Origin of the sequence: Prosthecobacter algae (genome assembly GCF_039542385.1) — a bacterium.
GTDB classification, from domain to species: domain Bacteria; phylum Verrucomicrobiota; class Verrucomicrobiia; order Verrucomicrobiales; family Verrucomicrobiaceae; genus Prosthecobacter; species Prosthecobacter algae.
In genome coordinates this window covers 609,443-628,374 of record NZ_BAABIA010000002.1, presented here as the reverse complement: position 1 = coordinate 628,374, position 18,932 = coordinate 609,443, and the positions used below count along the sequence as shown (strand labels likewise).

The window sequence follows — 18,932 nt, the reverse complement described above, 5'->3', positions numbered from 1 at the left end:
CCTCATCTGTAACCCTGTTCCCTCGCACGCGCTAGCCAAAAGCAGCGGGACCTTTGGCATCCTTGCCGCTTCCGGGCCACGGCGTTTCACCGCCCACCCCCGGAGATGGGCAGCAGGTAGCCTTTCGCCAGCGTCTCATAGTTGCTGACCTGGGCCTGTTCCCAGCTTGCATCGCGGCCCAGTTCCTTGGCCATCAGGCTCGCGACAACCGGGGCGGCCTCCAGGCTGGACCGGGCATCCAGCAGCAGGGCGCGGGTACGGCGTGACAGTACATCTTCCACCGTGCGCGCCATCTCATGCCGCACATGCCAGATGACCTCGGCTTTGAGGAACTCCAGTTTTGGATGGATGACTTCCCCCAGGGTGGGATCATTCAGAATCAAGGCACGGATGCCGGGTGCATCACTGCCGTAGTAGTGCAGGTGGCTGGTTTCCGCCTCGGTGACGTCGGCCCCATGGATTTTCAATTCATGCGTGGCGCAGTAGCGATGGTCCAGCGCACCGATCATCTCCGCGTGATCAATCACATCCTCGGCCATCTTACGATACGTGGTCCACTTGCCACCAGCGAGGGTGATGAGCCCGGAATCGGAGATGGAGATGAGGTGGTCCCGTGAGAGCGCGGCCGTGGAACTGGCGTCCGATTTGATCAGCGGGCGCAGGCCAGCATACACACTCAGCACATCTGCCCGTGTGGGATCACGGGTGAGGTAGCGGGTGATCTGGGTGAAGATGAACTCGATCTCCGCCTCCAGCGCCCGCGGTTCCAGGGAGGCATTCTCGACAGGGGTGTCGGTGGTGCCCACCACCACACGACCATGCCATGGCACCGCGAAAAGCACACGCCCGTCATCCGTCTTCGGGATCATGATAGCGGTATCGCCCGGCAGAAACTCGCGTGGCAGCACAAAGTGAATGCCCTGGCTGGGGCTCAGCATGGTCTTCGCCTGCGGGTCATCCATGCGGCGAACTTCATCGGCAAAGACGCCGGTGGCATTGATCACCACCTTGGCTCGCACTTCAGCTTCTTCCCCGGTTTCCTCATCACGCAGCTTCACACCTGCCACATGAGGGCCTTCTTTGATCAGGCCTGCACAGCGCACGTAGTTCAGCACCACGGCACCCTGTTCAGCCGCCGTCTGGGCTAGATTGATCGCCAGTCGCGAGTCATCAAACTGGCCGTCATGATAAATGATGCCACCCGTGAGGTCCTGCTGCTCAATGTTAGGCAGCAACTCGATGACATCCTCACGATTCAGGTAGCGGGAAGGTTCCAGCCCCAGCTTGCCCGCCAGTCCATCATACACCTTCATGCCGATGCCGTAAAAAGGCCCTTCCCACCAGTGGTAGTTGGGGATCACAAAGGGCAGGCTGTGCACGAGGTGTGGCGCATTCCGGCACATCAGGCCGCGCTCGCGCAGGGCCTCCAGTACCAGGGAGACATTGCCCTGTTTCAGGTAGCGCACCCCGCCGTGCACCAGTTTGGTGCTGCGGCTGGAGGTGCCTTTAGCAAAGTCGGACTGCTCCACCAACAATACGGAGTGGCCACGCACCGCGGCATCCACGGCCGCTCCGAGGCCCGAGGCACCTCCGCCCACGATGACGACATCAAAAGGTTCCGACCGGGAAGAAAGCTCAGTGAGTGAGGCAAGACGGTTCATGATATTTTCAGGTTAACGAATGATGGCAGCTCTGCCGAGCACAATTCCTCGCCTCATCCATTCCTTTCATGCCAGGCACTTACTCAGGCCTCAGGCAGTTCTTTGAGGCCTGCTTGCTCAGCCGCCTGCAAGACGAGTTTTTTAAACCGCGCTTTAAAGTCATAAACGAGCCACATCGTATAAAGACAGGCCATCATCAGGCCATTCCGTGCTAAGGCATACCAGGGCCATGCTGCCCAGTGGCCCGCGATCAATAGTAAAATGACGCCCGCGTAGAGGGCCAGGACTGAATAACGAATGCGAATCAGTGAACGCACCTTCAGCAGTTCCCGCTGCCTGGAGTGATACTCCACCACAGACACTACGGCGCAGGAAACGCACCTTTGCGGATCCAGCTCGATATCAAAAAGCCGCCAGCCATCATCGGTGCGCTGGCTGTATTTTTGCTCGGTCAAAAGAGCCTGCAGCTTCTCCAGAAAGGCCGTGCGTGCCTGGCCGGTTTCACCCCAGAAGCTCCATTCTCCGGTGCGAAACCCTGTTTTTCGTGGCCTCGCCGGTGTGGGGCGCTGGTGCGTCGACTTTCGTCCTGCTGGCCAGGCCTTCAGGCGGGCCATGCCCCGCAGGCGTTCCCATTCCCGCAGCACCGGTTGCAGCCAGCACAGGCCTAACAAAAGGCATGACTCAACCAGATTTAGGGAAAACGGTGCGCGGGTCTGATTCCTCAGCCGGTAGGCTGCCAGTACCAGGGATAGGCTGAAGATGACGGCTGCGGAGAGGGGGGCTCGCAGTAAAAGGGCGAGCAAGACCAGAGCCACCCAGAGCATCCCGCCCATCAAGTCTAACCAGCCACGTGGCCCTTGCCGATAGATGCCCTGAAAGAGCCCTTCCCCCATGGGGCCGTGAAAGATGCTGCCTTCACCCAGATGAAGGGCGGTGGCGCGATCTCCATAGATGCCACCGAACCAGCGGGCTCCGCCCAGCGGCCCGAACCGCTCCGGGTGGTCCTTCATCAGCAGGGCCTCCGCCCGCCCATAACCGCGCTGCTGGCGGAGATAGGCGCTCACGGTGTAGCGGCGGTGATGCCACACCATCGCTCCCGGGATGAAGTGCAATTTGCCCCCAGCCTCGCGCAGCCGCCAGCACACATCCACATCATCTCCCGCCACGCGGTATTGTGGCCGAAATCCGCCGATGGCCTCCAGGGCGCTTTTGCGAATGGCGAGATTGCAGCCAGGCAGGTGCTCTGCCTCGATGTCGGTCAGCAGCACATGCGCGGGTGCTCCAGGGGCAGCGGCGACAACGGCCTCGGTGCGGTTTCGCGGCGGGGGAGGGATGTTCGGTCCTCCCGCAGCCGTCCATTGCGGATTTTCAAAGCCTAACGAAAGGTGTGTTAACCAGTCCTCATCCACAAAGCAGTCATCATCCGTGTAGGCCAGGATCTCTCCCGTGGCTAAAGAGGCCCCCAGATTGCGCGCCACGCTGAGACCTGCATGCTCCTGCCGCACATAACGGATCTCAGGGAAATCTTGGGCAATGCCGGCGATGTCCTTCGTGGAGCCGTCATCAATCACAAGCACTTCAAAATCTGGATATCGCAGCCTTGCCAGGGACTCCAGGCAACCTCTCAGCGTGGCGATGCCATTGTAAGTGCAGACGATCACCGAAATGCGTGGCTGGGGATGCAGCGAGTGTGCTGGAGCCTCCACCTTTAAACGGTCGCAGACGGGTCTTTCCTGCCTAACAGAATCCACCAAACCAAAGCGCCACTGCGTGATGGCTTCGCCGCCACGGAACCATTCGTCGGTGTAGCTGAACCAGACCGTGCCTGCTACAGCAGCCTGCTGGCAGATGGCCTGAAACCAGGCCCAAGTCTGCGCCTGTGCTTCCTCGCCATGGGCCGCCACATCCAGGCCGAATTCGGTGATGACCAGAGGTTTGTCCCCCGCCAGATTTTGTAGGCGTTGCAGATAGGCGGCCAGGGCCTCGGGCTTCTCCAGGTAGAGATTCACCGCCAAGAAATCAGCCTGGGCGGGGATTAGGTATTCCGTGCTGGGATAGTTGGCATAGCTGAAGAGCTGATGCGGAGCCACAGCACGCGCCGTTTCAATCAAGTCATCCAGGAAATCACGCACCCGGCTCGGCCCCATCCAGCGCACCAGCGTTTTCTCGATTTCATTGCCGATCACGAAACCTGCTACGCAGGGTTCGTCCTTCAGGCGTGAGACTGCCCCGACCACAGTCTGCCGGATTTCTTCTTGCTGCGCCTTGCTGCGGAGGAAATCCACATGGTCTGTCCAGGGGATGCCCACCAACAACCGCAGGCCCAAGGCTGTCGCGGCCTGGATCACCGCTGGGGACGGCAGTTCATACAGCCGCACGGTATTGAATCCCAGTTGAGCGATGTGCGTTAGATCCGCTCTCAAGGGTGTGTCTTCGGGGAAAGGTTCTCCGCGTGAGTTGGGCCGGAAGGGGCCGTAACTCACACCACGCATCCGCCATTTTTCTGCACCTTCGCGCAGCCATTTCCCACCCACCGTGAGGCGGGGAAAGGAGAATGAATCTGGCGGGGTGTCGGGCATCGGTTAGGAATCAAGCATGGACGCATGGCCGGGGAAAGCCATTCGCCTGATTGGGGTGCCAGTATTTTCTGCTTGGCCTGCCTGAAGGCCGAAGCCTGGGAACCTTACAAGTTCTTCATGGTGCTGCCGATCTCCCTGGACAGCCCCTGGATGATCTCATTGTGATCCCAGCCTTCCTTTTCATGCAGGGTGACTTTGCCGGGATGCGCTCCCGCGAGTTCACGGCTCATCTCGACAGGGATCACGTTGTCCGCTGTGCCATGGAAGATGACGACTTTGGCCCCTCGGTTCACCACGTGGGCGAGGTGCCTTCGATTGTCAAAGCGGTGCATGTTCACGTAGCAGAGGGGCCAGCCGATGACGCGTTTGCCCATCTCGGTCAGCGTGGTGAAGGGGGAGATGAGGAGCAATTTTTGAATGTGGAGGTCGTCTGCCGCCATCAGACCTGCCGCGCAGCCGATGGAATGGGCCAGGACGTGCAGGCGGGGCTGCATTTCTTCAGGGCTCAGCCGGAGATGTGAGGTGAGGGCCTGAACAGCGGCCTTGGAGCTTTCGCGGATGCGTTGGGGACTGGGCGTGCCTTTGCAGTCACCATAGCCAGGATAGTCCACCAGCAGGTAGGCAAACTCCGGATCCCAGGCATCGTGGTAGTAGAGCCAATCAAAAGCGACCGTGCCATTGCCGCCAAAGCAAACCCAGATTTTTTTGGGAGATGGATCCCCGTTCCGGGCAGGGATGTAATTCGCCACCTGGCGGCCCTGGCCCGTTTCATACGGCAAAGCGACTCCGCGATGGCTGGTCAGCAACTGCCGATACCCTTCATCGTAACCCCGCGGATAGTAGATCATCTTCGATTGGCAGCCGAGCAGCAACAAAACGGGCGTCAGTAAAAGCAGGAAGATCAAACGAAGAAGTCGGGTAACAAGTCTCACAGGCGTATGATAGGCAGGTGCCGGGTAAGATAAACAAATCAAAAAAGCAGCCAACGCTGACAGAGACCGTCTCCGTCCTCTCCGCGTTGCATCCTCGTGTGCAAAAATGGGTGGCGGGTTCCTTTGGCCAGCTCACCCAGGCCCAGGAGCTGACGCTGCCGCACATACAGGCGGGACACTCTGTTTTGCTTTCGTCACCGACGGGAAGTGGTAAAACATTGGCGGGTTTTTTGGGTATCCTGGATCATTTGGTCCGTGCTCATGAGGCGGGAACCTTGGGTAGTGGCATTCATGCCATCTATGTGTCCCCTCTACGGGCGCTGACTTATGACATTCAAAAGAACCTCATGGCCCCGCTGGAGGGGATGGGAATGGCGGAGGATATCCGCATCGGCCAGCGCACGGGTGATACCACCGCCACAGAACGTGCGAAGCTGAAACGCAAGCCGCCGCACATCCTGCTGACCACCCCGGAAAGCCTCGCCATTCTTTTGCCCCAGGCAGGCTGGGCCGAGGCCCTGCAAAGTGTGCGCTTTGTCATCGTGGATGAGCTGCATTCACTGGCAGAAAACAAACGTGGTGCCCACCTCATGCTCAGTTTGGAGCGTCTCCAGCATCGTCTTTCGTGCCCGCTCATCCGCATCGGTCTCTCGGCGACTGCAGCGCCTTTGCCCCTGCTGGCGGAGTTGCTCGTCGGCACGGGGCGTGAATGCCAGATCGTCGAGGCGCGCATGGAACGTCGCCGAAGAGTGGAGGTGCTGTCACCCGTTCGGCGGAATCCCTATCCGCCCTCGGGCTACACCGCGCAGAGGGTCATGCAGGACATCGCGCAGATCGTGGAAAGAAACCGAAGCGTCATCGTTTTCTGCAACGCCCGTAGCATCACGGAAAGCATCTCCATCCGCCTGAAAAATGCTTTGCCGGATCTGGCTCCGAAGATTGAGGCCCACCATGCCTCACTGGACCGGGATGTGCGCCTGGAGGTGGAGGACCGATTGAAAAACGGCGATCTGCGGGCGGTCGTTTGCAGCACCAGTTTGGAGATGGGCATTGATATCGGTAGTGTGGACTGCGTCATCATGATCTCCACGCCCAAAGGCATCAGCCGTGCGCTCCAGCGCATCGGTCGCAGCGGGCATAACATCCACATGGCCAGCCACGGCATCCTCGTCGCCACGAATGTGAACGATCTCATGGAGTGCATCGTCTGTGCAGAGATGACGCGCGCCGTGCAACTGGATGCCGTGCGCGTGCTGGAAAAGCCGCTGGATGTCCTGGCCCAGCACCTGGTGGGCATGGCCATGGAGGGGGGCTATACCCGTGAGGCGGCCCTTGCTACTTTGCGCGCTGCGTTTCCCTACCGTGACCTCACCGAGGAAGAGCTGGACAGTGTCTTGAACTACCTGGAAGGCGGCGGCCGTTCCTTGGAAAAGCAGTATCGCGAAAACTTTGGCAAGATCATCTGGGTGGATGATTGCCTGGCGGTGCCTAACAAAAAGGTGGAGCGCGAGTATCTGGCCAACATCGGTGTCATCCACACGGAGGGCATGGTCACTGTGTATCTGGGGAAAAGGCGGCTGGGCCAGATCGAGGAAAGTTTTCTCAAGAGGCTCAAAAATGGCGACATCTTTGTCCTCGCGGGTCGCATGGTGCGTCTGCTGGAAAGCGGTGTGGGCGAAGCCAAGGTGGAGGATGCCATGGGCCGCCTGCCCACCGTCCCCTCCTGGAATGCAAACAAGATGCCGCTGACCTCGGGCCTCGCCCATGAAGTGGCGCGGTTAAGAACCGAGCTAGCTGCACGGGTGGGAACGGACAGCCACGAAGAAGTCTGCGAATGGCTGGTCGAGCGGTTTGAAATCTCGAACAGCAACGCCCTGGCCATCGTGCTTCATTGCCAAAACCAGCTCCGCGTTTCCCGCATCCCCACGGAGCACACGCTGCTCATTGAGCGTTTTGTGGATGATCGGGAAGGCAGTGAGACCGACCTGGTGCAGTTCTTTTTTCACACGCTCATCGGCCGCAGTGCCAATGATGCCCTCAGCCGCATCATCGCCTATCGGGTCAAAGAAGCCGTGGGCGGCAATGCCATGGTGACCATTGATGATTACGGCTTTTTGCTCACCCTGCGTTCCTTTCAAAGCCTGGGACTGGAAGAGTGGAAAGTCATTTTTGAAAACGGGGATGCGGAGGCGGATATGAAGGCCTCTCTGCAACACAGCGAACTGGTGAAATGGAACTTTCGCGGGGTGGCTCAGACGGGCCTCATGGTGCCACGCAACCGCCCAGGTCAGGACCGCAAGATCAAGCAGTTGCGCTGGAGTTCGGAGATCCTCTTTCGCGTGTTGTCGGAGCACGAGCCCGACCACCCATTGCTCGTCCAGTCCTACCGGGAGGCCACGCACACTTTCCTGGACCTGCCTCGGGCCATGGAGTTCCTCCAGCATGCTCCTACCCTGGAGTGGCAGCTCGTGGAGGTGCCTGTGGTTAGTCCTTTTTCCTTCGGTATTTTCGCCAGCAAGATCAAGGAGGGCCTCATGCTGGAAAACCCTGAGGAGGCCATCGAGCGCCTGTGGCGGGAGTATGAAAAGAAGGTCGGCGGGGCTGGCGATGCCCACTTGCCATAAGCCCCGGCTCCGGCACATTGCTCATCATGTCCGATTCCCTCACTGCCGATATCACCCTGCTGGGCCGCTCCGAGCACCGCCTGCCTGCCTCCCCAGATGAGGCGTCGCTGGAGACTTTCCCCAATCGCACGCCGGGCCGTAACTACACCATCCATCTTAGCGCTCCTGACTTCGGCTCCCTGTGCCCCGTCACTGGCCAGCCGGATGCCGCCCATGTGGAGATTCTCTACATCCCAGATGAGCGCTGTGTGGAGACCAAGTCGCTGAAATTCTACCTGGCCAGTTACCGCAATCATGCCTCGTTCAACGAAGCCATCGTCAATCGTATTCTGGATGATCTTGTCGCGGCCTGTGCGCCGAAGCAGGCCATCGTCCGTGGCCGATTTGTTCCGCGTGGTGGCATCCAGCTCACTTGCGAGGCCCGGCACCCCACCCGTGATGTGCCTCTTGAATGGCCTGCCGCCTCTCTGAGCACGGCTCACTGATCTTATCCCCGTATGTCAAAAGCCATCATCCTTCTCAGCGGCGGTCTTGATTCGACCGTCGCCCTTTACTGGGCGCGCCAGCATCATGAAGTGGTGGGGGCGGTGAGCTTTAACTACGGGTCCAAGCATAATGACAAGGAGATCACCCTCGCCATCTGGCATTGTGGCCAGATGGGCATCCCGCATGACACGGTCTCCCTGCCGTTTGTGAATGATCTTTTTGAGTCCGACCTGCTGAAAAGCGGCGGCGAAATTCCTGAAGGCCACTACGCCGATGAAAACATGAAGCGCACCGTGGTGCCCTTCCGCAACGGCATCATGCTGGCCATTGCCTGCGGCATTGCCGAATCCCGCAAGGTGGATGCCCTCGTCATCGCCGCCCATTCGGGTGACCACGCCATCTACCCCGACTGCCGCGAGCCCTTCATGAAAGCCATCGGCGATGCCATGCGTGAAGGCACCTACGCCCGCACGGAGTTGATGCGCCCTTTCATTGACATGGATAAAACGTCCATCACCAAGCTCGGGCATCAGCTCGGTGTGGATCTTGGCAAAACCTGGAGCTGCTACAAAGGCGAAGACCTGCAATGCGGTGTCTGCGGCACCTGTGTGGAGCGCCGGGAGGCCTTCATCCTGGCTGGGATCGAAGACCCCACCGTGTATTCGCACGACTGGCCATTGCCCAAGGCACCGGGGGCGTGACACCGTTTTTTGGATTCACTCAAAGTTGAGTTCCCTAGCCCATAGGGCTGGCTTTGACGTATGATTCCGGGACAGCTCACCCTACTGCATGATCACCGCCTCCATTCAGCCCACTTTCACCGCTTGGCGTAGCAAGGCGCGTGAGCTGCTGAAGCAAGGCGTGCGGCCAGAGCAGGTGACTTGGGGGGATGTGAATGAGGGGGCGGGTTTGCTGCTGGAAGAGGCCCCTGGAACCTATGCTTCCACAGTGCCGCTGGAGATCAAGGTGCCTCCGGACTTTTTATCCCTGGCGGCCAGTGTCTGCGCCCACACCGATGCGCGGCGCTGGGCCATTTTATATCGTTTGTTATACCGCCTGACGTTGGGAGGCGAGCGGCATCTGCTGCACCTGCCGAGTGATCCGGATACGCGCCTGTGTCAGGTTTGGGCCAAGGCCATCGGGAGGGACATTCATAAGATGCACGCCTTTGTCCGCTTCCGCCTCATCGGCCAGGATGAACAGACCGGGCGGGAACAGTTCGTGGCTTGGTTTGAGCCCACGTATCGCATCGTTCGTCTGGCCACCCCCTTTTTTGAAAAGCGATTCGCAGGCATGGACTGGTCCATCCTCACGCCGGATGAATGCGCGCATTGGAATGGTGAAAAGCTGTTTTTCACCCCAGGGATGGACCGCAGCCAAGCCCCGGCGGCAGATGCACATGATGATCTGTGGCGCACCTATTACCGCAGCATCTTCAATCCCGCCCGCCTGAAGGTGCAGGCCATGCAGTCGGAAATGCCGCAGAAATACTGGAAGAACCTGCCCGAAGCACAAATCATCCGCGAACTCATCGCTGGCAGCCAGGACCGGGTGCAGGAAATGCTGGATACGCCAGAGCGACCTGCGAAACCCATCCCAGACAATGAGTACATCCGTTCTTTGCATGAGCGGCGGGAGGGTTCATAATCCCGGTCCTACCATGAAAAGACGCTTACTCCTCCTCGCTGCCCTCCTGGGTTCTTTCACTTTCTCTGCCGCTGCTGAAGACGGCTTCGTGCCGCTGTTCGATGGCAAGACCATGACCGGCTGGCGCAATGCCTACGAGTGGGGCAACATCGAAGTCGTCAATGGCGAGATCCACCTCACAGGTGAGAAGAAATTCTTCGTCGTCACCGAGAAGACTTACAGCGACTTCGTTTTTGAAGGCGACATCCTGCTGCCCGAAGGCCAGGCAAACAGCGGTTTCATGTTCCGCGCTCATGTGCAGCCGAACAAAGTGTTTGGTTACCAGGCCGAAGTGGATGGTGATGCCAAGCGCAAGTGGTCCGGTGGCCTGTATGACGAAGGCCGCCGCATGTGGTTCATCAGCCCCATCAAAGGGAATAAAGAAAGCGAAGAGGCCTTCCGCGCTCGTGCTGGAGATGCGTTCAAGCGCAACGACTGGAACACCTACCGCATCACCTGCAAAGGCAACAAGCTGAAGATCGAAGTCAACGGCGTGGTCACCACGGATGTCGAAGATGCCACGGACGCCAGCGGTGTCATCGCCATCCAGCATCACGGTGAAAAGGGCGCGACTTACAAGTTCCGCAACCTGCGCATCAAGGAGCTGAAGTAATCTTTTTCGGCGTCGCGGCGGTGGGAGTGTTAGCCTGCCGTCGCGATGTCTTCTTCTTTCTGGGCTTCAGGAAAATGTCCTGTTTTGGCAAAGCGCTGCGTGCAACTGCCATTGCCCCCGCTGAGACGCATTTCGATGCCTGCAGCCTCTCCCATCGCGGTGCTCACGTGGTAACAGTGCTGGCAAAAGAAGGGTGCGATTTCCCGTCCATGCTCGCGCAAAAAACGGATGGCCGGACAAGTCTGGACCTCGACCACCACTTCCTGGTCCACTTCGCTCACTTCCACCTGCGCTCCGGGTTCGGCTGCAAAGAAGGCGCGCCAATGAGCGGCCACGGCACCAAGGCCTCCGGCTAACCAACGTTGCGTCACAGGCGCGTAGTAACCTCGCCCCAGCTCGGCCCAATAGCTCCTCAGGCCTTTCTGCCCGAGCTTTCGTTCGATGAAACGAAAAGTGGCATTCACTGCCGTGTAAAAATCTGCCGCACCGACGGGTTTCACGTCGGTGTACGGCAGCACGGATTTGGCTGGTTCAGCCGAGGCGGTTTCGGAGCTGTTCTCCATGGTTTTGAGGTGATCGCGAACGGCCCAGAATTCCTACTTGCGCTGCGCCATCATTCGGTAGCCTCCAAATACGGTCTCACGGACGGAAATCTCCCAGGTAGAATCCAGCCCCAGAGAATCGGGCAGTTCCTGTCCCCGGAATCCTGCACGGACGCTCACCTGCATGTCGTACCGGGTCACCCAGTTGAGCTGCGCGAGGCTGCAAAAAAGACGGCCCATGTAGGTGTGGATACGGCGGCGTGCAGGCTCGGCGGCAAGGATCAGTCGGGTCTCCGGGGCGATGCGATCGCCCAACAACCGGAGTTGATCTGGTTGAAAGTGGTGCAAAAAAAGATTGGCGATCAGCACCTCTGAACCGGGAAGATTTTGGGCAAACAAGTCGCCTTGTGTCCAGGATGCATCCAGTGGCCAGGAAGTGGGGCGTGGGGCCAGATCAAAAGCATGGAGGTCCTGCGTCTTGCACAGCCTTTGCTGGGCCAGCTTTAGCGACAGGGCCCCGTCCCCTGCGCCCAGTTCCGTGACTCGCCAGCCGGGCTGGCAATGCTGCCGCATCATGCGTGCGATCCAGCGGTGGTTGCCCATGATGCCATTGACCAGCAGCAGGTCCTGGCGGCTGCGCAGGCCGGCCGGGTCATCATGTGCCAGTGTTTCGAGGACCTCCGGCTGGACGCTGCGTGTTTGCATCCCCCTGTCTGCCACAGGCAGCCTCAGCGCACAAGGCGCACCCGGGCAAAGCGGCGGCTTTTGGCCGGAGCAAACGGCACATCTTCCACCGCTACGGCCTGGTAGCTGCCATCCGTGGCCAGCACCGTCGCTGCCTGCGTGGCATTGGTCCAGTTGATGAGGTCACTGCTGAACTGCACCGTGTAGGAAAGGGTGGTGTCGCCAGTGCGCCGCGTGTGTTCCACTCTCAGCTTGCGCTGATTGCCGCTGCCCACCACCCGGACCTGCGGCAATCCATACTGGGTGATGCTGCCGCCCTGGACCTTTAAGTGGGCATGGGAGGCCTGCCGTGGGTTCATTCCCAGCGCGAATTCGGTGAGGTTGGTCAGGCCGTCATGGTCGAAGTCGGTCTCCGGCGTGGCTTCCGGACCCGTGAGCGAGTTTTCCGTCACCCAGAGGGCATAAGTATTCACCGGAGTGGTGTTTTGGACGTTGAGAGTCTTCACGGCGGCTCCCGGCAGGGGCGTCAGCGCCTCCCATCCATAGGTGCTGTTTCCGGGGAAGCTGCCGCTGCCGTTCATCTGCAAATTCCAGCGATACACCCCGGGCGGACTACCTTGTGGGAGGGTCACGCCTACCTGGTACGTCCCGCTGGCGATGTTGCCACTCACACGGTGGGTTTCCCCCCGGAACGGCACGATGACGACTGGGACGCCCGTGGGATTGTACAGGACAAACTGACCCGAGCTGATCTCCTGGTTCGCCTCGATCTCCATCGTGGCGGTGAACACGGCATCGGCGTTGCTTACGTCCACGGTCGCTGGGCTGAAGGAGGCACTCCGGACCTGGGCAAACGGGGTGATGGCCACCGAGGCCCGCACGGCCACCGATCCCTGCTGCGCGGCTGCTCGGCCAGCCACAGCGACTTTGTAAACGGTGAATGGATTGGCGAGAAACCGAATGCGGCTGCTACCCCCTTCGGTCGCCTCGTCATTCACATGGATGAGCGACAGCGGACTGAGGTAGTCGTCACCAGTCCACACGGAAAGCACGGTGTCGAACGAACTACCCACCGTTTCGATCTCGTACCAAGTCTGGTCTGGCGCTGCCAGCTCCAGCCCCCACCAGGCGGTGGCCGTGTAGCTTTGCGCCGTGAATCCTGGCGGGAGGGGCTCGCCCGGCTCCAGCGTGGCACCGATATTGCTGCCCACAGTGGCAGGTCCGCTGGGCGGCAGTTCCACCCAGTTGGCCAGATCATCATTCGGCGGGGCCGCCTGGACTGCCTGAGCCAGAGACCAGGCAGCCAGTGCCAGCAGTCTCATCGCGCACGGCTTCAGCTTCATCCGGCAGCTTTAAGGGCATTTCGGGTAGTGCGCCAGCTTTTCGGAGGGGCTGTTTACTTATTTGCGTTGCGGAACATTTCCATGCCGTTTTTGGTGATGGCCTTCATCTGATCCAGATAGGTTTTCAGGGTCTGCCGTTGGGTCTCGGTCATGAAGGTTCCTGCCCGCTCGGTGATGATCCGGTGGTTGGTATCCAGTTGCTCCATCTGCCTCTGAATGACCTGGTCATTCACTTTCGATGGGTCACCCCCCGTTTGGTCATTCAGGCCGCCGATGGAGTCGGGGCTGCGGCGCACTTCCGCCATCAGGCTCAGTAACTGCTGCTCCTGGGAGCCGGAGAGAGGCTCGGCGGATGCTGCGAACAGGTTGCGGCCCATGGTATCGAAGGCCGTGCGCTCAGGCTGCGTGTTGTCCCATTCCTGGAAGGTCTGGTAGTCCTGTGGTTCATTCAGGAAATCCTTGATGGACGCTTCATAGACAGCGGCCTGCTTTTTGGCTTCGTCGGAGATTTGCTGCCGCCTTTCAGGGGTCAGGTTCGGGTCCATCATCTGCAGGCTCAGATCCGTCTGCACCTTCTGGCGCGCGATCAGCAGCTTTTTGAAGTTGTCCTTGTCCTCAGGACTCAAGCGCAGGATTTCAAACAGCTTGCCGTAGCCCAGCTCCACCTGGGCTGCCTGTTGGCTGTCGATCATCTGGCGCATGGCCGGGCTGGACAGCATCTCCTTCATGTTGCGCGTGTTGGGCATCACAGGGGCCGCTGGCGCAGCCGGATCGCTGGCCGTGGGCGCGGATGAGGCGGTCGCCACAGTTTCGGCCGCCGGTTTGCGGGCCAGTTCCGCCTTCAATTTCGCGATGGTCTGGCGGGCCTCTTGAAGTTCAGACTCCAGTTTGCTTGCCCGTGGGTCCACCGATGGCGGCGTGGCCAGGAGCCAAGCCACCGCGCCGGTGGAGATGATGCTGATGGCACCGAGAATGGGGACGACGATGTTTTTCATGGAAAAAGGGGGGCTGCTAGCCATGACAGTCCCTTTTCTAGGCAGGAGCGTTCATTTTGACCAGCCGAAAAAATGAACGACCTCCTTCGTCTAACCTCACTTGGCCGCAGGGGCCTTTAGCTTAGCGATGAGGTAGTCGTGGGCCTGCGGGTGCTTCACCTCGGTGGCACCAGGGTAAACGAGCTCACAGGGCACCCCCACACTCTTCAGCTTTTCCTCCAGCTTCACGCCAAAGTTCGCGGAGTGAGTCGGGTCCTTCTGCTCCTGGCCTAGGGCAGGCGGGGCGCTGTAGTAGAGGTAAATCGGGCAGTCATCCGCCGTGACGTTGGCATAGGGGGAGTACTCCTGGATCCAGGGTAGGATGCCTTCCCGCCCGGCCAGGAACTCGGCAAACTGGGTGTCTCGCTTTTTGGGATCGGGAGAGATGAAACCGAAGGCGTGGCCGCCATAGCGGCTGTTGGGCGTCCATTCCTTCATCTGCTGAGGATCGAGCGTGGTCTGGGCACCCATGACGGCGGCACACCACAGGCGGGTGGATTCACGGGCGATGGGGTCGCTGCTTTGGGGATCTGCCAGATCGTTGTGAAAGGCTAGCCACAGGCTGGAGCAGGCCCCGGCAGAGCCGCCGGATGCTCCGATACGGGCCTTGTCGATGTTCCACTCGCCCGCCTTGCTGCGGACAAATTGTAGAGCACGGGCCGCATCTTCCAGCGGCGCTTTCACGGGTGGTTTGACCCCTGCGGCATGTGCCTGGGACACGTAGCGGTAATTGATGGAGACGACGGAGATGCCGGCGGCGAGATACTTCTCGATGTTCGCCACACGGCCCTTATCTCCTCCCATCCAGCCGCCGCCGTGGATGAAGAACAGCAGCGGGGTGGGCTGGGCGGATTCAGCTTTCCAAAAGTCCATCACCTGCCGCTCATGTGTGCCATAGGCCACATTCGCCATGGTGGGCGTGGGCATCGGTGGGGCCTTGGGCTTGGCTGGCTGGGCAGTTTTTGGCTTGGTGGGCGCCTTGGCTGGAGTTTCCGCGGCGAAAATCGCTCCGCCAAGGAGGCCGAGAGCACAGAGGGTGAGGAGGGTGGGACGCATGGTCAGGTGGGGTTGGCGGCTCAAGAAACGGCGGGGAAAGACCGTTTCTTCTCCGCAAACACCAACCTGTAGGGAGCCGGGTTACTTCGCCGGGGACTTCCAGTTGCCATCCAGGACGCCCAGATCGGTGATGACATTTTTGCCATCCACCTGCTTCACCAGCCACTTTTTGCGCTGGAAATCCTTCTTGTAGGACCAGCCTGCCTCATACTCCCAGGTATCTGCCGCTAGGGCCTTCATCAGCCGAACCTGGATAACATAGACAGCAATGCGCTGGTCAGGGTCCACAATCATGTTGTCCGGCTGGGCCGTGGTCAGCACACTGGCGCTGATAAGCCGCAGCTTGAGGTCATCAAAGCGCTTGAGGAAGGGAACGCTGGCTGGAGTGTAGTCGCGGTTCGGCACGATCTCACCCAGGGCGATAGAGTAGCTCTTCGGCACGCCGGGATTCGGATCGGGCAGCGTGCGGATGATTTCGCGCACCAGGGCCTCCGTAGATTCCGTTTCGTAGTGGTCCAGCCGCACGCCCTCACGGTCCACCGGTCCGCAGGCGGTAAGGGTGAAAAGGCAGAGGTAGGCGAAAAGACGGCGGATCATGATGTGGGTCATTGCCACGGAATACGCGCCGGAGCAACTGGCGGTGCTTGGCAAGAGGCCTTGCCTCGCTATAAGTGGCCGATGTTCGATATTCGTGAAAAGCCCCAGAACGTAGACCGTGCGTTTCTGGTGGGCGCCTATTTTGACCGCCGCAAAGCCCAGGAATCTGCGGATCTGTTGGAGGAATTGAAAGAACTGGTGGAGACGCTGGGCATCGAAGTGGTGGGGAGTGAACTGGTTTTTGCCCGTGAAATGACCGCCCGCCACCTCATCGGCAAAGGCAAGGCGCAGGAGCTGATGGAAGCCGCCCGCAATGCCGGGGCGGAGTGTATCGTCTTCGACAATGAATTTTCTCCCGGTCAGCAGCGTGCCTGGGAAAGCGAGTCCAAGCTCTGTGTCATTGACCGTCACGAAGTCATTTTGGACATCTTCAACATGCGCGCGAAGACTCGCGAGGCCCGTCTCCAGGTGGAGCTTGCCCGCATGGAATACTCCATTCCGCGCCTCACCCGCATGTGGGCTCACCTTGACCGTCAGGGCGGTGGGGCAGGCGGCGGTGTGGGCGGTGCCGGGGCAGCCCGTGGTGAGGGTGAAACCCAGTTGGAAGTGGACCGCCGCATGGCCTACAAAAAGCTCGACCGCGTGAAGGCCGAGCTGGAGGAAGTGAAGAAGCAGCGCGACACCATGCGCAAGGAGCGCAGTCGTGTGCCTCTTCCACATGCCGCCATCGTTGGTTATACCAATGCAGGGAAATCCTCCCTGCTCAACAAACTGACCGATGCAGACGCCTACGTGGAGAACAAGCTTTTCGCCACGCTGGACACCACCACCCGCCGGATGGAATTGCCCGATGGGCAGGCCATGCTGGTCACCGACACAGTGGGGTTTGTCCGCAATCTCCCGCATGATCTTGTGCAGAGTTTTCGCGCAACTCTGGAAGAGGCCGTGCTGGCGGATTTCCTCATTCACGTGGTGGATGCCAGTTCCCCTCATGCTTACAGCTTTTATCAAACCACCACCGAGGTGCTGGCGGAACTGGGTGCTGGAGATAAGCGGGTGGTCCTAGCACTGAACAAGGTGGACCTCACCGATGACAGCCGCCAGATGGAGCTGCGGCGTCAATTCCCGGAGGGGATCTTCATTTCTGTGAAGACAGGGCAGGGGCTGGAAGACCTCTTCCATCGAATCCATGACATGCTCATTGATCGTGTGGTGCGGCTGGACCTCAGTATTCCGCTAGACCGGATGGACCTTGTGGCCCTGGCGCATCAGGAAGGGAAAGTCCTGGCGGAATCTTATGATCGCGGTGTGGCTGACATTCAGTGCGTGGTGCCCAAGCGCTTTGAATCTCGCTTCACCGAGTTTGTAGCGAAGAAAAAGAAGAGTGCCAAAAAATGAGTCGAGGGTGCTAGTCACCCTTTGACGTTAGCGGCTTGCCGTCGGTTTCGGAGCTTCGGCAGGTGCCGCTATGGGCATGGCATCCGTGGAGGCCAGAATGGTTTGCATCAGGTCCTCCGGTTTGATCATTTCAAATCGGCCCTGGACCCGCAGGTGATCCGTGATGCGGAAGGCGGTGGATTCGGAGCTGGACTTGGCCACCCGGCTGCTCTGCATCATGATGGGGCCTCCGTAGAGCATGGCTTCATCTATGCTGATTGTCGCCTCGTCGCACAGGGCCGTGGCACGGTCTGGGAGATTGATCTCGACAAAGACGTGTCCCTTGGCCTTTACCTTCAAGGCCTTACCTTCATCGTCTTTTTTCAGCACTTCCACGCTGTCTCCCGCCACCCGGTATTGGCCCACCTCTGCATGCTGGGGACTCAGGGCTTTGGCTTCATCAAAAGACATTTCCAGCAGGGACCACTCGGCCATGCTCACTTTGGGTGCAGGCGCCGCAGCGATGGCGGGTTCCTCAGATGGAGAGGCTTCTTCCTTGGGGCTGCCACAACTGGCCAGCGCTCCGGTGACTCCTAGGACTGCCCAAGCACGCATCGTGACCGATGATTTCAGGAAGGAGGGGAGAAAGCACATCATGGAGTTATCTATACACGGAAGTAACGCCACTTCAGGCTCAAAGTGTCTCAGTCTCTGCTTCTTCTCGTCCTACTTCAGCGGCAGGCCGTGGCGCTGCCAGAAGCTATGTAGCGCGGCGGGGGAACCATTGAAGACATTGCGCTCCACCGGGCGGTCCAGGTTGCCAAAGAAAGGACTGAAGCGCCAAGGGCCGTGGTTGTAAACCTTGGGGCGGGAACGGCCACCTTCCCAGTCGACGCCGCCGTATTGCCACAGAGTCCAGTCAGACCACACACGGTATTGGTTTACGAGACCCTTGGGATTGCCAGGGGCAGGGAACTGCGGGCCTGCGCCGCTTTCATGGGAGTAAAGCGCTAGCCAGTAGGGCATGCGGCGGAGTTTGGCCTTGGTGGCCGCATCGGCATTGCCCAGGAGGATCTTCAAATGCGCGCTGTTTTCCAGGTAGGCCACAGGCACAACGCCGGTGCGGGCTTCAACCCGGTCCATGAACCTCAGGATATCGGAAAGACGGGAGTTCGCATCAAAGTCACCGCACAGAAGCAGCGAAGAAGCATTCCAGGAACGGCTGCGTGCCAGGGACTGGGCACGGGCGACGAACTGGTCCGCCTGGGCCACGGCATCCACATGGGTTTGCAGTCGGTAGTAAACGCCTACCAGCATGCCCTGGCGATCGGCGGAAGCCAGGAAGTTAGCGCACTTCGTGTCTAAATTGCCGCCTTTGCCTGCCCGGGCGATGAGGCCGCTGGCTCCATTCGCACGAAGAGCGGAAACATCGTTTTCCGAGTAGCTGCGTCCTTCCCGCTGGCGCTCCTTCGGGTCATAGGCGGAGACATTGACGATTTGCGGCAGACCCCGCGAATTGGGTGGCAGGCTGCTAGGGGTGCTTCCGGGCTGCGGGGAAGTGCAGTGGGCCAGCAACACAATCAGGGGCAGTAGAGAAAGTCGGGTCATGGGGGGCGAAAACGAGGTCAAAAGGAAGGAGGATCTAAAGAACCTCACACATTCCCAATGTGCCCATCCGTTTACAGGAAACGGAGAGTTTTCACGAGAGAAATTGTGCG

The 18,932-nt window shown here is 59.7% G+C and carries 17 protein-coding genes; 6 read left to right on the top strand and 11 right to left on the bottom strand.

The features are described from left to right. Positions 1 to 86 precede the first annotated feature (86 nt). The 3 genes from ABEB25_RS05940 to ABEB25_RS05930 form a co-directional block, all read right to left on the bottom strand. Positions 87 to 1,661, bottom strand: coding sequence for a glycerol-3-phosphate dehydrogenase/oxidase (locus ABEB25_RS05940; RefSeq protein ID WP_345735466.1), 1,575 nt, complete (start codon positions 1,659 to 1,661; stop codon positions 87 to 89). A gap of 83 nt (positions 1,662 to 1,744) precedes the next feature. After that, positions 1,745 to 4,240 carry a glycosyltransferase gene (locus ABEB25_RS05935; RefSeq protein ID WP_345735465.1) on the bottom strand — a complete coding sequence of 832 codons (2,496 nt, stop codon included), beginning with the start codon at positions 4,238 to 4,240 and terminating at the stop codon, positions 1,745 to 1,747. A 104-nt stretch (positions 4,241 to 4,344) separates the two neighbouring features. Further along, positions 4,345 to 5,088, bottom strand: coding sequence for an alpha/beta hydrolase (locus tag ABEB25_RS05930; RefSeq protein WP_345735464.1), 744 nt, complete (start codon positions 5,086 to 5,088; stop codon positions 4,345 to 4,347). 182 nt (positions 5,089 to 5,270) lie between these two features. Between ABEB25_RS05930 and ABEB25_RS05925 the strand changes: the two genes are divergently transcribed. The 5 genes from ABEB25_RS05925 to ABEB25_RS05905 all read left to right on the top strand — a co-directional run bounded on the left by ABEB25_RS05925 (position 5,271) and on the right by ABEB25_RS05905 (position 10,581). Continuing rightward, positions 5,271 to 7,796 carry a DEAD/DEAH box helicase gene (locus ABEB25_RS05925; RefSeq protein ID WP_345735463.1) on the top strand — a complete coding sequence of 842 codons (2,526 nt, stop codon included), beginning with the start codon at positions 5,271 to 5,273 and terminating at the stop codon, positions 7,794 to 7,796. 26 nt (positions 7,797 to 7,822) lie between these two features. Further along, positions 7,823 to 8,281, top strand: a complete 459-nt coding sequence (queF, locus tag ABEB25_RS05920; RefSeq protein ID WP_345735462.1) for a preQ(1) synthase — start codon at positions 7,823 to 7,825, stop codon at positions 8,279 to 8,281. A gap of 12 nt (positions 8,282 to 8,293) precedes the next feature. After that, complete coding sequence (queC, locus tag ABEB25_RS05915; RefSeq protein WP_345735461.1) at positions 8,294 to 8,983, top strand: 7-cyano-7-deazaguanine synthase QueC; 690 nt, start codon at positions 8,294 to 8,296, stop codon at positions 8,981 to 8,983. Between the two features lie 88 nt (positions 8,984 to 9,071). Next, positions 9,072 to 9,929: a TIGR03915 family putative DNA repair protein gene (locus ABEB25_RS05910; RefSeq protein ID WP_345735460.1), complete on the top strand. Its 858-nt coding sequence runs from the start codon at positions 9,072 to 9,074 to the stop codon at positions 9,927 to 9,929. A gap of 13 nt (positions 9,930 to 9,942) precedes the next feature. Then, a complete protein-coding gene (locus tag ABEB25_RS05905; RefSeq protein ID WP_345735459.1) occupies positions 9,943 to 10,581 on the top strand; it encodes a 3-keto-disaccharide hydrolase in 639 nt (212 codons plus the stop codon). Positions 10,582 to 10,610: 29 nt separating this feature from the next. On the opposite strand, the gene ABEB25_RS05900 is transcribed toward ABEB25_RS05905, so the two are convergent. The 6 genes from ABEB25_RS05900 to ABEB25_RS05875 all read right to left on the bottom strand — a co-directional run bounded on the left by ABEB25_RS05900 (position 10,611) and on the right by ABEB25_RS05875 (position 15,837). After that, positions 10,611 to 11,144 carry a hypothetical protein gene (locus tag ABEB25_RS05900; protein WP_345735458.1) on the bottom strand — a complete coding sequence of 178 codons (534 nt, stop codon included), beginning with the start codon at positions 11,142 to 11,144 and terminating at the stop codon, positions 10,611 to 10,613. A gap of 33 nt (positions 11,145 to 11,177) precedes the next feature. Further along, positions 11,178 to 11,828, bottom strand: coding sequence for a class I SAM-dependent methyltransferase (locus tag ABEB25_RS05895; protein WP_345735457.1), 651 nt, complete (start codon positions 11,826 to 11,828; stop codon positions 11,178 to 11,180). A 23-nt stretch (positions 11,829 to 11,851) separates the two neighbouring features. Continuing rightward, a complete protein-coding gene (locus tag ABEB25_RS05890; RefSeq protein ID WP_345735456.1) occupies positions 11,852 to 13,129 on the bottom strand; it encodes a hypothetical protein in 1,278 nt (425 codons plus the stop codon). 74 nt (positions 13,130 to 13,203) lie between these two features. Then, positions 13,204 to 14,145, bottom strand: coding sequence for a hypothetical protein (locus ABEB25_RS05885; protein WP_345735455.1), 942 nt, complete (start codon positions 14,143 to 14,145; stop codon positions 13,204 to 13,206). A 96-nt stretch (positions 14,146 to 14,241) separates the two neighbouring features. After that, complete coding sequence (locus ABEB25_RS05880) at positions 14,242 to 15,240, bottom strand: alpha/beta hydrolase family protein (protein ID WP_345735454.1); 999 nt, start codon at positions 15,238 to 15,240, stop codon at positions 14,242 to 14,244. Between the two features lie 81 nt (positions 15,241 to 15,321). Then, positions 15,322 to 15,837, bottom strand: a complete 516-nt coding sequence (locus ABEB25_RS05875) for a hypothetical protein (RefSeq protein ID WP_345735453.1) — start codon at positions 15,835 to 15,837, stop codon at positions 15,322 to 15,324. A gap of 60 nt (positions 15,838 to 15,897) precedes the next feature. On the opposite strand from ABEB25_RS05875, the gene hflX reads away from it, so the two are divergent. Continuing rightward, the gene (gene hflX, locus ABEB25_RS05870) at positions 15,898 to 17,235 is read left to right on the top strand and encodes a GTPase HflX (protein WP_345735452.1); all 1,338 of its coding nucleotides are present in this window, start codon (positions 15,898 to 15,900) and stop codon (positions 17,233 to 17,235) included. 27 nt (positions 17,236 to 17,262) lie between these two features. Here hflX and ABEB25_RS05865 read toward each other — a convergent pair whose 3' ends face one another. Both ABEB25_RS05865 and ABEB25_RS05860 read right to left on the bottom strand, forming a co-directional pair. Further along, positions 17,263 to 17,871, bottom strand: coding sequence for a hypothetical protein (locus tag ABEB25_RS05865; protein ID WP_345735451.1), 609 nt, complete (start codon positions 17,869 to 17,871; stop codon positions 17,263 to 17,265). 69 nt (positions 17,872 to 17,940) lie between these two features. Next, complete coding sequence (locus ABEB25_RS05860) at positions 17,941 to 18,822, bottom strand: GH25 family lysozyme (RefSeq protein WP_345735450.1); 882 nt, start codon at positions 18,820 to 18,822, stop codon at positions 17,941 to 17,943. Between the last annotated feature and the right edge of the window lie 110 nt (positions 18,823 to 18,932).